Source organism: Bacillus sp. FSL H8-0492, assembly GCF_038006145.1.
GTDB classification, from domain to species: domain Bacteria; phylum Bacillota; class Bacilli; order Bacillales; family Bacillaceae_G; genus Bacillus_A; species Bacillus_A mycoides.
Window position 1 is genome coordinate 539,638 of sequence record NZ_JBBOUP010000001.1, and the last position, 15,921, is coordinate 555,558.

Sequence of the window (15,921 nt, forward strand, 5' to 3'; positions counted from 1 at the left end):
ATTTCAATATCTTATATTTTTTTCATATTTGCGGGTGTAGTTTAGTGGTAAAACAAGAGCCTTCCAAGCTCTGGTCGAGAGTTCGATTCTCTTCACCCGCTCCAAATTTTATTTAATGTTTTTCTAATAAATTGTGATCAACGCAGTGTTTCGTTTCTAAGATAAACGAAGCATTGCGTTTTTTAATGTTTGAAAATCATAATTGTATGCGAAAATAGAAGTGAAGAATATTATTCCAAAAGTGAATTGATAACCAATATAGTCGTTACATAAGGGATGGATTCATCGGTGGAGGCGATTGAAAATGGACTTTGAACAATTAAAGCAAGATGTAATTGCGTATAGTCAAACGATTGGTATAGATAAAATAGGTTTTGCCAGTGCTTCACCATTTGAGGAATTAAAGCAGCGTCTAATCCAGCAACAACAATTGAATTATCAGTCTGGATTCGAAGAGCCTGATATAGAGAAGAGAACGAATCCACAGCTATTGTTACCTGGTGCGAAATCAATTATTGCGATTGCTTTAGCATACCCTTCAAAATTAAAAAATGCACCATTAAGTAAACGAGGGGAACGACGTGGGATTTTTTGCCGTGCTTCTTGGGGCCAAGATTATCACCTTGTTCTACGAGATCGTTTGCAAAAGTTAGAGGCGTATTTAATCGAAAAGCTGCCGGATATAGAAGTGAAATCAATGGTTGATACAGGGGAGCTAAGTGATCGAGCTGTTTCAGAGCGTGCCGGTATTGGATGGAGTGGTAAGAACTGCGCTATTATTACGCCGGAATTTGGTTCGTATGTATACTTAGGAGAAATGATTACGAATATTCCATTCCCTCCTGATCGGCCAATAGAAGATCAATGTGGAAGTTGTACGAAATGTATTGATATTTGTCCTACAGGTGCTTTAGTACAAGGTGGGCAGTTGGACTCGAAGAAATGTATTGCATTTTTAACACAGACAAAAGGGTTTCTGCCTGAAGAATATCGCGATAAAATAGGAAACCGTATATATGGATGTGATACGTGTCAGACTGTTTGTCCGAAAAATAAAGGAATGGATTTTCATAACCATCCTGAAATGGAGCCTGACCCTGAGTTAGTTAAACCGTTATTAACACCACTTTTAACAATTAGTAATCGTGATTTTAAAGAGAAGTATGGAATTATGTCTGGTTCATGGAGAGGTAAAAAACCATTGCAACGAAATGCTATTTTAGCACTTGCACATTTTAAAGAAACAGCAGCAATTCCTGATTTAATCGGTGTTATGAAAGATGATCCAAGACCAGTACTTCGAGGAACAGCAGCATGGGCACTTGGGAAAATTGGTGGAGATGGAGTAGGAGAAGCGATTGAAAAAGCGATGGAACGTGAGAAAGATGAAGAGGTTCTTCATGAAATGAATCGTGGACTTGAATTGTTAGCACAGAAAAAAGAGTAGATAATATCTCCCTTTTTCATATTGTAATATGGGAGGGAGACGAAATGGTTGTAAAAGCGAATATTGAAAAGCAAGTGCAACAGTTTTTAGCATATATAACAGAGAAACGAACAGATGTAGATGGTATTGCAGTAGATTTGTTACAAATGGTACAGAGAAAGAAACAATTGTTTCAAAAGCGTAGTGCACATATAGTGAAAGCAACTGCAGATATTTCTTTCGTTAGACAATTAAATAGTAATGAGCATCAAGAAATTGATTATCAAATACACTTGAAATATTTAATTAAGCATAAAGAATTATTTTATATCGAAGAGGAACAATTAAAACGACGAGTTTGTTTAAAAAATAGTTGTATAATAGATGATTATGCTCTCGAAGTGTCAGAAGAAATAGGAATAGGTGAAACGTTAGAACGGGAAGTCACGAAAGAAAAATACGGTTCATATCAATATAATCGTTTAGAGGCAGTGAAATATGCAGAGCGTTGGTGGGATGATCGCAATTCTGCATACCGTAATTTTCCGGATAATTGTACAAATTTCATTTCACAATGTCTGCATACTGGAGAAGTACCAATGAATGGACATCCTAACATTCGTAAAGGGTGGTGGCAAAGGGGAAACCAGTGGAGTTGGAGCTGGGCTGTAGCGCACTCTTTTTATTGGTATTTGTCAGGTGCTACAACAGGGCTTCGAGCAGAAGCAGTAGAAAGGCCAGAAGACCTTATTCTTGGCGATGTAATTGCGTATGATTTTGAGGATGATGGTAGGTGGAATCATACGACAATTGTAGTAGCAAAAGACGCAGATGGTATGCCGCTTGTAAATGCACATTCAGCGAATAGCCGCAGGCGTTATTGGAACTATGAAGATTCTAGTAAATATACACCACAAATGAAATATAAATTCTTTCATATTATTAATGGGTAGAGATTTTTCGTTCAAGTGGTATAATACGTAGTAGATAAAAAATAGAGGTGAATATCGCGTGGGAGTACATGTTGTTTTATATCAACCAGAAATTCCAGCAAATACAGGAAATATTGCACGTACTTGTGCAGCAACTGGAACAGAATTACATTTGATTAGACCGCTTGGATTTTCAACGGATGACAAAATGTTAAAGCGTGCAGGATTAGATTATTGGCAGCACGTAAAAGTTACGTATTATGATTCAATCGAAGAATTTTATGAGAAAAATAAAGATGGTGAATTCTTTTATTTAACAAAGTATGGCGAGAAAGCTCATACAGCATTTGATTATAGCAAACGTGAGAAGGATTACTATTTCGTATTTGGAAGAGAAACAAATGGATTACCAGCTAATGTAATTGAAGAAAACTTCGATCATTGTTTACGTATTCCAATGACGGATAAAGTACGTTCATTAAATTTATCTAATACAGCAGCAATTTTAATTTATGAAGCGTTCCGTCAACAAAATTATCCAGGATTAGATTTAGAAATCGTGTATTAAAAGTCGCCATTTGGCGGCTTTTTTATTTTTAAAAAAAATATGTAATCATACATTTTAAAAAAGGTACATATTCATATAGAATGAGATATATGAATAAAAATAGATAAGACGGGTTGAGATAAATATGAAGGAACAATATAATAATCAAAATACCTTTTTAAGTATGATAGATATGGATTTAGTAAGACAGGGATTGTTACATGCTATTCAAGATTTAGTGTTTATTGTGAAAGTTATTGATGATGAAACTTTTAAATATATTTATGTGAATAAAATAGGAATGAATCACGCCAGGCTAGGGAAAGAATGTTATGGGAAAACTTTTGCAGAAGTATTACCAGAAGATACGGCAAGGTTATTGCAAGGACACTATGCAAAGGTAATGAGAGAAGCGAGAGCAATTACATTTTGTGATGTAATTAGTTTGCCAACTGGTGATATACATTATGAATCTTCACTTAATCCAGTATGCGATGTAAATGGAACATGTCAGTTTATTATTTGTATTACTAGAGATATTACAGCACAGGTTAAGAAAAAAGTGGAAATAGAAGAAAAACAAATGTTATTTAAGTCATTACTAGAATATAATAATGATTCCATTATATCTGTAGATTCTATTGGAAGAATTACATATGCAAATCCAGCGACTTATGAAATTTTTGGGTATCGATATGAAGAGTTAAAGGACCAATTTATTTGTCAGTTTATAAATAAAGAATATGAAAAAACTTTTCAAATTATATTTAAAAATGCTTTACAGGGAAGAGCAAAACAAATTGTTGCAAAGAAATATATTCATAAAGAAGGATATGAACTTTATATTTCCGTGAGGACAATCCCCATTATTGTGAATAGTGAAATCGTCGGGGTGTACATTGTTACGAGGGATGTTACGAGGCAAGTATTAAATGAGATGAAAACAGAATATTTAGCTTACTTCGATCAGTTAACGGGGTTAATGAATAGAATATCATGCACAAATAAGCTAAATGAATTTTTAGCTGAGAATAAAGAATTCGCATTGGTTTTTATAGATTTGGATGAATTTCACCTTATTAATGATACATTTGGTCATAAAGAAGGGGATCAAGTCTTAAAAAAAGTTACTGAATGCTTACGAGATCTAAAAATAGAAGATATGCATTTATTTAGAGAACATGATGATCAATTTGTTATGTTAATAGAAAATATAACGAGAGAATACGTAGAGGAAGTTGCACAAACAATATTAAAAAAAATTAGTGGGCATTTTGTAATAGAAGAAGAGGATGTTTATTTGAGTGCATCAATTGGGATTGTAATGGCCCCAGAAGATGGAATGGATGAAAAAATGCTTTTCCAAAGAGTCGACGCAGCTTTGGAAAAAGCAAAGGAAAAAGGAAAAGGGTATTATCATTTTTATTGTAGTGGATTAGATTGTGAACGTGAACAAAGGTTTATAATAGAAAATCAGTTACATCGTGCTATAGAGAAAAATGAATTTTCCCTCTATTATCAACCTCAAATTAATATTGAAACGGAAAAGATAGCCAGTATGGAAGCCTTAATAAGGTGGGAGAATAAGGAGCTAGGTTTTGTCTCGCCCAATCAATTTATCCCACTTGCTGAAAGAACAGGGTTTATTATTAAACTTGATGAATGGGTAGTACATCAAGTTTGTGAACAGATACGTGAATGGTTAAATAAAGGATATGAGGTTGTACCAATCGCAGTTAATATTTCAGCTAGACATTTTCGTTCTATTACATTAATAGAGATGATTACACGTGCTTTAAATAAGTACAACGTTCCCCCTCATTTATTAGCAATAGAAGTTACAGAAGGGGCTCTTATACATAAAGATGTATCAAAAAGAGTGTTACTGCAGTTAAAAGAACAAAATTTAAAGATTCATTTAGATGACTTTGGAACGGGATATTCATCTTTAAGTTATTTAAAAACATATCCGATTGATACGTTAAAAATTGATCGTTCTTTTATGGAAGGTATATATAAAGATGAAAGAGATACGAATATTACGGCTGCAATTATTCATTTAGCACATACTCTAGGGTTAAATGTGATTGCAGAAGGAGTAGAAAAGGCGGAACAAATACAGTTTTTAAAGGAAAAGAATGTGAAAATCGTACAAGGTTATTTTTATAATCGCCCTTTATCGATATACGATGTGGAAAATATTTATTTTAAATAGTGTATAAAAAACAAGAAAAAAAGTGATGTGCTGAAAAGCACATCACTTTTTTTGTGTACCTGGCTTATCGTTATAACCAGATGTGAAAATAGCTGTAAGAAATGTGAGTGATACACCTAAAATTAATAATAACTTCATACTAATTTCCCCCTTACTTTTTCGGTTTACGAATCCTATTTGTGAATCGAAATGTATGTAAGGTTCCTAGAAGAAAAGAATTTATTTACAATGAATAGCAGCGTGAAAACTTTAATACCTTTATTATACAGAATTTTCTTTGAATTTTGGAGAGAATTTTATTGCGCTATTATATATTTCGTTTTGATTTAAAGAATGTTTAAGGACATCCTAGCATACCTTTTATAATAATCCGATTGAACAAGGAGATGGGGGAGGAGCTATAATGGATATTCTAAAGAAAATTGAACAATATCGGGAAGCAGAAGAACGTTTACAATGGGAAGGTACGTTTGCGGAGTATTTGGAGCTTGTGAAAGAAAGACCATGGGTGGCTCAAACAGCACACTCTCGCATTTACAATATGATAAAAGATGCTGGAATTGAAGAAGTTGATGGTAGAAGAAAATATAACTTCTTTAGTAATCAGCTATTTGGATTAGAGGATGCTTTAGAACGCCTTGTGGAAGAATATTTTCATCCATCTGCAAAACGATTAGATGTTAGGAAACGTATTTTGTTATTAATGGGGCCTGTTAGTGGGGGGAAATCAACATTAGTTACGATGTTGAAACGAGGATTAGAAACATATTCACGAACAGATCGTGGAGCGATTTTTGCAATAAAAGGATGCCCAATGCATGAAGATCCACTTCATTTAATTCCACAGCATTTACGGAATGATTTCTTTGATGAATATGGAGTAAGGATTGAAGGGAATTTATCACCATTAAATGTTATGCGTCTAGAGCAAGAATACGGGTCAAGAATTGAGGATGTAGTTGTAGAGCGTATTTTCTTCTCTGAAGATCGCCGTACAGGAATTGGTACATTTAGTCCTTCTGATCCAAAATCACAAGATATTGCCGATTTAACAGGTAGTCTAGACTTTTCTACAATTGCAGAATACGGTTCGGAATCAGATCCTCGTGCATATCGATTTGATGGAGAATTAAATAAGGCGAACCGCGGCATGATGGAATTCCAAGAGATGTTAAAATGTGATGAGAAATTTTTATGGCATTTACTATCGCTTACACAAGAAGGGAATTTTAAAGCAGGAAGATTTGCGCTTATTTCAGCAGATGAATTAATTGTAGCGCATACAAATGAAACAGAGTATCGTTCCTTCATAGCAAATAAGAAAAATGAAGCATTGCATTCACGAATTATTGTAATGCCGGTTCCATATAATTTACGGGTTAGTGAAGAAGAACATATTTATGAAAAAATGATTCGTGAAAGTGATGTGTCCAATGTTCATATTGCACCGCATACACTTCGCGTTGCAGCAATGTTCACTATTTTAACTCGTTTAAAAGACCCGAAGCGTCCAGATATTGATTTAATTAAAAAGATGCGTTTATATGATGGAGAAACGGTAGAAGGATATAATACGATTGATGTAGAGGAACTGCAACGCGAATATCAAGATGAAGGTATGAAGGGGATTGACCCTCGTTATGTCATTAACCGAATTTCTTCTACAATTATTCGAAAAGAGGTACCATCTATTAATGCACTAGATGTACTGAGATCGTTAAAAGACGGATTGGATCAGCACCCGTCAATTAGTAGTGAGGACCGAGAGCGCTATATGAATTTCATCTCATTAGCGAGAAAAGAATACGATGAAATTGCTAAGAAAGAAGTACAAAAAGCATTTGTTTATTCATACGAAGAATCAGCTAAGACACTTATGGATAATTACTTAGATAACGTCGAAGCATACTGCAATAAATCAAAATTACGTGATCCGTTAACTGGTGAAGAAATGAGCCCAGATGAAAAACTTATGCGTTCGATTGAAGAGCAAATTGGAATTTCAGAAAATGCTAAAAAGGCATTCCGTGAAGAAATTTTAATTCGCATTTCTGCTTATGCACGTAAAGGGAAACGCTTTGATTATAATTCACACGAACGTCTTCGTGAAGCGATTCAGAAAAAACTATTTGCCGATTTAAAAGATATAGTGAAAATTACAACATCAACGAAAACACCAGACGAAAATCAGCTTAAGAAAATCAATGATGTTGTTGCACGCTTAATTGATGAGCATGGCTATAATTCTTCATCTGCGAATGAATTGTTACGATATGTAGGTAGTTTGTTAAATCGATAGTTTGATAACAAAACGCTGTCTCTTATTCTTGGGACGGCGTTTTGTTATCTATTGATATTTGTAAAAAATGTCATAGCTTGTCCGAATATAATAAATTAAGATGCGATTTTATGAATTTCTTGTCAATTATTTTTACAATATGCATATGATAGAGTAACCAACCATTCATACAAAAAAGCCAACACAATACAATATGTTGCAAAACGAAAATGTGTGCAACAATGCATTGTGTTTCTTTCTTATCAACGGCTGAATGTTTCTTTCTATTATGTGAGTGGCAAAATTTTGTTTAGGATGCTCGGAGTATTGTATGAAAAACGCTATATATGTTTATGGGATGATTTTCGATGAACAGTTATTTTTCAAATATTCTAGTTACGCACACTAGAAAATAAAATTATAGATTGCTGTTCATAGAGGAAGACAATTACAGTAAGGAGGGAAAGGAATGAGCGAAGAAAACCAACCAAATTACACGATTTCACAGGAAAACTGGTCCCTCCATCGCAAAGGATATGACGACCAACAACGCCATCAAGAAAAAGTGCAGGAGGCAATCAAAAATAATTTACCAGACCTTGTAACAGAAGAAAGTATAGTTATGTCTAATGGCAAGGATGTTGTGAAAATACCGATTCGTTCTTTAGATGAATATAAGATTAGATACAATTATGATAAAAACAAACACGTTGGGCAAGGAAACGGTGACAGCAAAGTTGGTGATGTTGTTGCAAGAGATGGATCAGGTGGTCAAAAGCAGAAGGGACCAGGAAAAGGGCAAGGGGCAGGAGATGCAGCTGGAGAAGATTATTATGAAGCAGAAGTCTCAATTTTAGAATTGGAGCAAGCGTTTTTCAAAGAGTTAGAGCTGCCTAATTTAAAGAGAAAAGAAATGGATGAAAACCGGATTGAACATATTGAATTTAATGATATTAGAAAAACAGGATTATGGGGAAATATTGATAAGAAACGGACGATGATATCTGCATATAAACGAAATGCAATGCGTGGTAAAGCATCTTTCCATCCAATTCACCAAGAGGATTTAAAGTTCCGCACTTGGAATGAAGTGTTAAAGCCAGATTCAAAAGCTGTTGTATTAGCGATGATGGATACGAGTGGATCGATGGGGATATGGGAGAAGTATATGGCACGTAGCTTCTTTTTCTGGATGACAAGATTTTTACGCACAAAGTATGAAACCGTAGACATTGAGTTTATTGCCCATCATACGGAAGCGAAGGTCGTTACAGAAGAAGAATTTTTCTCAAAAGGAGAAAGTGGTGGAACGATCTGTTCTTCTGTGTACAAAAAAGCACTTGAGTTAATCGATAATAAATATTCACCAGATCGCTATAATATTTATCCATTCCACTTTTCAGATGGTGATAATTTAACTTCGGATAATGCGAGATGTGTAAAGCTTGTGGAAGAGTTGATGAAGAAGTGTAATATGTTTGGGTATGGGGAAGTGAACCAGTACAACCGCCACAGTACGCTTATGTCAGCATATAAAAATATTAAAGATGAAAACTTTAGGTACTATATTTTAAAACAAAAAGCAGATGTATTTCATGCGATGAAGAGCTTTTTTAAAGAAGAATCAGGAGAAAAAATGGCATAACCCCTTGTAAAAGGGGTTATTTTTTTGTGAAATTTTAAAGAAATTTTTGCGAAATATTTATATTGCTAGTTGATATTGAAAATGAAAATCATTATCATTTATTCGAGAAATGATTACATTTTGATTTATATATTTTGGAGGAGATGTAAAGTTGAAAAAAAATAAAAGAAGACATATAAATGCGATGTTAGTGGCGGCAGCTTTAGCGCTACCGTTTGCTACGTATTCAACACCTGCTTTAGCAGCGGTAGCAATTGAGGCTAATAAAAAGGGATATGCTTTAGAGGATGGTACATATGATGCTGTTATTAAAGCGTATAAAGATAAAACGAATGAAGAATCGTTAGCAGCTGTTTATATAAAAAATCCGAAGTTAACTATTGAGAATGGAAGAAAAATTATAACTGCCACGTTAAATGATAGTGATTTTTTCCAGTATCTTAAAACAGAAGATGGTCAAAACCTGGGTGTTTTTCATGATGTGAAAGTATTATCGGAAGACAAAAAGAAAAATGGGACAAAGGTTATTCAGTTTGAGATTGGAGAATTAGGACAAAGATATAATATGCAAATGCATATTTATATTCCGACAATGGCCTATGATAATAAGTACCAGGTGCAGTTTGAAGTAAATGCGTTAAATCTAGAAAACAATGTTCCAAAAGATCAAAAGGAAAATAAAGAAGAACAAAAAGAAGAAACAAAAAATATAGTAGTGGATAAAAAGTTACAACAATACATTAATAAAAATACTTTAGGTCGAAAAGATATAAATACACCAATAACGAAAGTCGATGCACTACAAATTAAAGAACTAGAGGTATATGTCGGAAAGGGGATTAATAATTTAGCTGGTTTAGAGCATATGGTAAATTTGGAGAAATTCAGATTGCATGAATCTGAAGTGAGTGATTTATCTCCAATTGCTAATTTGAATAATTTGAAGTTTTTAGATCTTTACTCTAATCAAATTGAAAATATTGAACCAATTGCTGGGCTGAATAAAATTCAAGATCTTTATTTAAGAAATAATCAAATTACTGATTTGAAGCCATTAAGTAAATTGAGCAAAGTTAGAGTATTAGATTTAATTGGTAATAAGATTGAAGATATTACACCGCTATTTACAATGGCGTCTCTAGGTAATTTGTATGTGGCTAATAATAATATTAGTGATTTAACAGGAATGGAACATTTAAATAAAGTAAAGGAACTATCGATTGGAAATAATAACATTACTAATCTTGAATCTATTAGTAAAATGGAGAGCCTTACTAAGCTTGCAGTGAGTGATGCAGAAATTACAGATATTACACCGCTAGCTAAAATGAAAAAATTACAATCACTTGATTTAGAAGAAAATTATATTTCGGATGTTTCATCACTTAGTGGGCTAACTAATTTATACGAACTTAATTTAAGTTCAAATGAAATTTCTGATGTAAGACCTATTCAAGAGTTTGGAAAGCGTTTTGTCGTTCAAGTTCACAGACAAAAAATCTTTTTGAATGAAGGCGTAGTAAATGAAGATAGTAAAATTCCTATATACGATTTAAATGGCGAATCTCTTCAAAGTATTAAATGGATCAGCGAGGGGGGAACACAAAATAATGGTTCTGTAAAATGGGACAGCCCTGGAGAAAAATCATATGAGTTTAATTTAGAAACAGGTTCTTCAGAGAATAAATTACGTTTTAATGGAACTGTTATTCAAAAAATAGTTAAAAATCAAGAGGGGACGAATGTTGTTCAAGACAAGGAATTACAACGATATATTAATAAAAATAATTTGAATAGAACTGATTTAGAAGCCCCGATTACGAAAGAGGATTTATTAAAGATTAAAACATTTAAGATAACTAATGGGCAGGGTAATGATATAAAAGATGTCTCTGGCATAGCGTTTATGTCGAATTTAGAAAGTTTAGAGTTAGAAAACTTAGAGCTGAAAAATATAGCATTTATCTCGAATTTGAGAAGTTTGAAATCTGTAAGTTTAGCACATAATCAAATCGAAAATATCGAACCATTTTCTAAACTAGAGAAGTTGGAGAAATTAAATATAAGCAATAATAATGTGAAAAATATTGAACCATTATTTAAAATCAATTCATTGAAAAAATTAACGGCCTCAAATAATAAAATTAATAACGATACTATACAAGGAATACAAGAATTAAAAAACCTATCCGTATTAATATTAAATGATAATGAAATTAGTAGTGTAGAAGCAATTAGTGAAATAAGTATGTTGAATGAACTAGAACTAATAGGGAATCAAGTAGTGGATATTGAACCATTAAGTAAATTGAAAAATTTACAATGGTTAAATTTATCAGATAATCGGATTAAGGATATATCAATCTTTGCTTCGATGTTAGATTTAATTAGCTTAAAACTTCCTGGAAATGAGATTCAGGATATAAGACCGATTATACAATTGTCTCAATGGTCAACAATCGATATTAGAAGGCAAAAATTTTTTTTAGATGACGCACAAGTAAATCAAAAAGTGAAAATCCCTGTATATGATGTGGAGGGGGAACCGCTTGAGAATATTACATTAAAAAGTGAGAGTGGCACATTTAATGAGGACGAGGGTACAATCGTATGGAGTACTCCAGGAGAAAAGAAATACGATTTTATTTTTGATGGAACGGAGTATTACGGGCTTGGTATATGGTTTAGTGGTGAAGTTATACAGAATATAGTAGAGAAACTGGAAGAAAAAGAAGAAATAAAAGAGCCAACAGTAAAAGGTGAAGAAGCAAAAGAAGAAGTAAAAGAAGAAACGAAAGAAGAAGTGAAAGAACCAACGAAAGAAGCGAAAGAAGAAGTAAAAGAGCCAACAGTAGAAGTTGAGGGGCCAAAAGAAGAAGTGAAAGAACCAGCAAAAGAAGTTGAAGGTACAAAAGAAGAAGTGAAAGAACCAACGAAAGAAGCGAAAGAAGAAGTAAAAGAGCCAACAGTAGAAGTTGAGGGGCCAAAAGAAGAAGTAAAAGAACCAACAAAAGAAGATGGAGAAACAAAAGAAGAAATGAAAGAGCCAACGAAAGAAGTTGGAGAAACAAAAGAAGAAGTGAAAGAGCCAACGAAAGAAGTTGAAGGTACAAAAGAAGAAGTGAAAGAACCAGCAAAAGAAGTTGAAGGTACAAAAGAAGAAGTGAAAGAACCAGCAAAAGAAGTTGGAGAAACAAAAGAAGAAGTGAAAGAGCCAACGAAAGAAGTTGAAGGTACAAAAGAAGAGGTAAAAGAATCAACAACTGGATTGGATCAAGAGCCAAAAGGGGATAATCAAGTCGGGCCAGTGAAAGTGGTAGGACAAGAGAGTACGAAAGAAAAAGATTCAAATAAACAACATGCTAATAAGCAAGAAGAAAATCAGAAGTCTTTAGCAGCAACTGGTGGTCAAGCTAACACATCGACTTTATTTTCTGGATTAGCACTTGTTCTTTCAGCACTAAGTATGTTTGTATTTAGAAAGAGATTATTTAAGAAATAAAAAACGTTTTATCTTATTATTATATAAAATGATTATATGAGTTTCTGAGAAGACCTTGTCATAGCAATTTCATGTTGAAATATGCTTATGATAAGGTCTTTTTGAATAGGGGAAGGATATTGATACGAGGATGTTTCGATCGCTTAAATAATGGAGCAACTGTAGCGGAAACTGTAAGTCCCTTTCGTTCACTATATGTTCAAAATGTATGAAGAAATAATATGAAATATTGCATTTTATATCATTTCATCCAGATAATATGTTAATTTCTTGAATGGAATATATAAATAGGGGGGCAATAATATGAACAAGAAATCAAAGATCAATAAAGTGTTGCTTAGTATTAGTACAATGGCGCTATCGCTCGGAGCAATTCAAACGAATGTATCAGCAGAAGAAAAGGTACCGTATAATGTATTGCATTCGAAACCAGTTGGAATTGAAAAACCAGTAGATGAGATCGGACACGCTTCTAAAGCCGAGGAAACATTATCATTTCAAGAACGTTTAAAAGTAGGAGATTTTTCACAGCGACCAGCATCTATTATGAAAAGTTCAGAAGTAAAGCAAATTAAAGAAAGCTATTCAATGGCTGATTTAAACAAAATGAATGATCAAGAATTAGTTGAAACGTTAGGCAGTATTAAGTGGCACCAAATTACAGACTTATTCCAGTTTAATGAAGATGCAAAGGCTTTTTATAAAGATAAAGGAAAAATGCAAGTCATTATAGATGAATTAGCTCATAGAGGGAATTCATTTACGAAAGATGATTCAAAAGGAATTCAAACGTTTACTGAAGTGTTACGTTCAGCTTTTTATCTTGCATTTTATAATAACGAATTAAGCGATTTAAATGAGAGAAGCTTCCAGGATAAATGTTTACCTGCTTTAAAAGCAATCGCAAAAAATCCAAACTTTAAGCTTGGTACAGTTGAACAAGATACAGTCGTATCTGCATACGGTAAATTAATTAGTAATGCATCAAGTGATGTTGAAACGGTGCAATACGCATCGAATATTTTAAAACAATATAATGATAATTTTAATGCATATGTAGACGATCGTATGAAAGGACAAGCTGTGTACGATATGATGCAAGGCATTGATTATGATATACAGTCTTACTTAAATGAGGCTCGTAAAGAAGCGAATGAAACGATGTGGTATGGAAAAGTAGATGGGTTTATTAATGAAATAAATCGTATTGCTCTTCTAAATGAAGTAACGCCAGAAAATAAATGGCTCGTTAATAATGGAATTTATTTTGCTAGCCGTTTAGGGAAGTTTCATAGCAATCCAAATAAAGGATTAGAGGTTGTTACACAAGCAATGCATATGTATCCACGTTTAAGCGAACCTTATTTTGTTGCGGTAGAACAAATTACAACAAACTATAATGGGAAAGATTATAGCGGGAATACGGTAGATTTAGAGAAGATACGTAAAGAAGGCAAGGAGCAATACTTACCAAAAACGTATACATTCGACGATGGATCTATTGTATTTAAAACTGGGGATAAAGTGTCAGAAGAAAAAATTAAGAGATTATATTGGGCTGCGAAGGAAGTAAAGGCTCAATATCACCGTGTAATCGGTAATGATAAAGCTTTAGAACAAGGTAATGCAGACGACGTATTAACGATAGTAATTTATAATACTCCGGATGAATATCAGTTAAATAGACAATTGTATGGATATGAAACAAACAACGGTGGAATTTATATTGAAGAGACAGGTACATTCTTTACATATGAGCGTACGCCAGAGCAAAGTATTTATAGTTTAGAAGAGTTATTCCGTCATGAGTTTACTCATTATCTTCAAGGGAGATATGAAGTTCCCGGTTTATTTGGAAGAGGAGATATGTATCAAAATGAAAGATTAACTTGGTTCCAAGAAGGGAATGCAGAATTTTTCGCAGGATCTACTCGTACAAATAATGTAGTACCGAGAAAGAGCATCATTAGTGGATTATCATCTGATCCTGCAAGCCGTTATACAGCAGAGCGTACACTATTTGCTAAATATGGTTCTTGGGATTTCTATAACTACTCGTTTGCGTTGCAGTCTTACTTGTATACACATCAATTTGAAACATTTGATAAAATTCAAGATTTAATTCGTGCGAATGACGTGAAAAATTACGATACATATCGTGAAACTTTAAGTAAAGATCCGAAGTTAAATAAAGAGTACCAAGCTTATATGCAGCAGTTAATTGATAATCAAGATAAGTATAATGTGCCGGAAGTAGCAGATGATTATTTAACTGAACATGCACCAAAATCGTTAACAGAAGTGAAGAAAGAAATTAGTGAGACGTTGTCTATGAAAGATACAAAAATGACAAAACATGAGTCTCAATTCTTTAATACATTTACATTAGAAGGTACGTTTACAGGTAGTGTAACAAAAGGTGAATCAGAAGACTGGAAAGCAATGAGTAAAAGAGTAAATGAAGCTTTAGAACAATTGGCGCAAAAAGAATGGAGCGGCTACAAAACGGTTACAGCATATTTCGTCAATTACCGTGTGAATAGTTTCAATCAATTTGAATATGATGTAGTCTTTCATGGTATCGCAAAAGATGACGGAGAAAATAAAGCTCCGACAGTTAATATAAACGGTCCTTATAATGGGCTTGTAAAAGAAGGAATTCAATTCAAAAGTGATGGCTCAAACGACGAAGATGGAAAAATCGTTTCTTATTCATGGGAGTTTGGAGACGGAAGAACAAGTACAGAAGTTAATCCAGTACATGCATATGAAAGAGAAGGAACTTATAAAGTAGCGTTAAGAGTAAAAGATGATAAAGGAAAAGAGAGTAGAAGCGAGACAACTGTTACGATTAAAGATGGGAGTTTAACAGAATCTGAACCAAATAATCGTCCAGAGGAAGCAAATCGTATCGGGCTGAACACTACTATAAAAGGTAGCCTTATCGGCGGGGATCACACCGATGTTTATACATTTAATGTAGCATCAGCGAAAGATATCGATATTTCTGTTTTAAATGAGCATGGAATCGGGATGACATGGGTACTTCACCATGAATCAGATATGCAAAATTACGTAGCTTACGGTCAAGCTAATGGAAATCGTATAGAAGCAAAATTTAATGCAAAACCAGGTAAGTATTACTTGTATGTATATAAATATGATAATGGCGATGGAACATACGCATTATCAGTAAAATAAGTACTCTTCCAATGTATGTTTAACTTTACTTTTTGTGGAAAATAGTATATTATATAGATATACAATATATCGGTTATTTACTAGGAGGAGCCTGTCACAATAGGTTTCTCCTGTTCTTTTTTAGGGGCCTGCCTTACAGGTTTTTCTTTAAAAGGTAAATAACTGAAAATTAAGA

Annotated in this window: 8 protein-coding genes and 1 tRNA gene; all 9 read left to right on the forward strand. The window is 33.6% G+C overall.

The window, feature by feature from the left end; all coding sequences use genetic code 11:
- The first annotated feature begins 30 nt into the window (after positions 1–30).
- Positions 31–104 (forward strand) — tRNA-Gly (locus MHH66_RS02835).
- Between the two features lie 200 nt (positions 105–304).
- Positions 305–1,447, forward strand: coding sequence for a tRNA epoxyqueuosine(34) reductase QueG (queG, locus tag MHH66_RS02840; RefSeq protein WP_078185195.1), 1,143 nt, complete (start codon positions 305–307; stop codon positions 1,445–1,447).
- A 44-nt stretch (positions 1,448–1,491) separates the two neighbouring features.
- On the forward strand, positions 1,492–2,379 hold the full coding sequence (locus MHH66_RS02845; protein ID WP_002029655.1) for an amidase domain-containing protein: 888 nt from the start codon (positions 1,492–1,494) through the stop codon (positions 2,377–2,379).
- A gap of 58 nt (positions 2,380–2,437) precedes the next feature.
- Entirely contained in the window at positions 2,438–2,926 is a 489-nt protein-coding gene (gene trmL, locus MHH66_RS02850; protein ID WP_000538149.1) for a tRNA (uridine(34)/cytosine(34)/5-carboxymethylaminomethyluridine(34)-2'-O)-methyltransferase TrmL, read from the forward strand.
- A 124-nt stretch (positions 2,927–3,050) separates the two neighbouring features.
- Entirely contained in the window at positions 3,051–5,120 is a 2,070-nt protein-coding gene (locus MHH66_RS02855) for a sensor domain-containing protein (RefSeq protein ID WP_078185196.1), read from the forward strand.
- 403 nt (positions 5,121–5,523) lie between these two features.
- Positions 5,524–7,419, forward strand: a complete 1,896-nt coding sequence (locus MHH66_RS02860) for a PrkA family serine protein kinase (protein WP_002029658.1) — start codon at positions 5,524–5,526, stop codon at positions 7,417–7,419.
- Between the two features lie 448 nt (positions 7,420–7,867).
- Positions 7,868–9,043 carry a sporulation protein YhbH gene (gene yhbH, locus MHH66_RS02865; protein ID WP_002010376.1) on the forward strand — a complete coding sequence of 392 codons (1,176 nt, stop codon included), beginning with the start codon at positions 7,868–7,870 and terminating at the stop codon, positions 9,041–9,043.
- 151 nt (positions 9,044–9,194) lie between these two features.
- Positions 9,195–12,545: a leucine-rich repeat domain-containing protein gene (locus MHH66_RS02870; RefSeq protein WP_106408017.1), complete on the forward strand. Its 3,351-nt coding sequence runs from the start codon at positions 9,195–9,197 to the stop codon at positions 12,543–12,545.
- Positions 12,546–12,848: 303 nt separating this feature from the next.
- Positions 12,849–15,746 carry a collagenase ColA gene (gene colA / locus MHH66_RS02875; protein WP_078185197.1) on the forward strand — a complete coding sequence of 966 codons (2,898 nt, stop codon included), beginning with the start codon at positions 12,849–12,851 and terminating at the stop codon, positions 15,744–15,746.
- Positions 15,747–15,921 lie beyond the last annotated feature (175 nt).

Bases quoted from the DNA above. Each gene is read 5' to 3' on its own strand.
- queG (WP_078185195.1), top strand. From the start codon at position 305: ATGGACTTTGAACAATTAAAGCAAGATGTAATTGCGTATAGTCAAACG.
- MHH66_RS02845 (WP_002029655.1), top strand. From the start codon at position 1,492: ATGGTTGTAAAAGCGAATATTGAAAAGCAAGTGCAACAGTTTTTAGCA.
- MHH66_RS02855 (WP_078185196.1), top strand. From the start codon at position 3,051: ATGAAGGAACAATATAATAATCAAAATACCTTTTTAAGTATGATAGAT.
- MHH66_RS02860 (WP_002029658.1), top strand. From the start codon at position 5,524: ATGGATATTCTAAAGAAAATTGAACAATATCGGGAAGCAGAAGAACGT.
- yhbH (WP_002010376.1), top strand. From the start codon at position 7,868: ATGAGCGAAGAAAACCAACCAAATTACACGATTTCACAGGAAAACTGG.
- colA (WP_078185197.1), top strand. From the start codon at position 12,849: ATGAACAAGAAATCAAAGATCAATAAAGTGTTGCTTAGTATTAGTACA.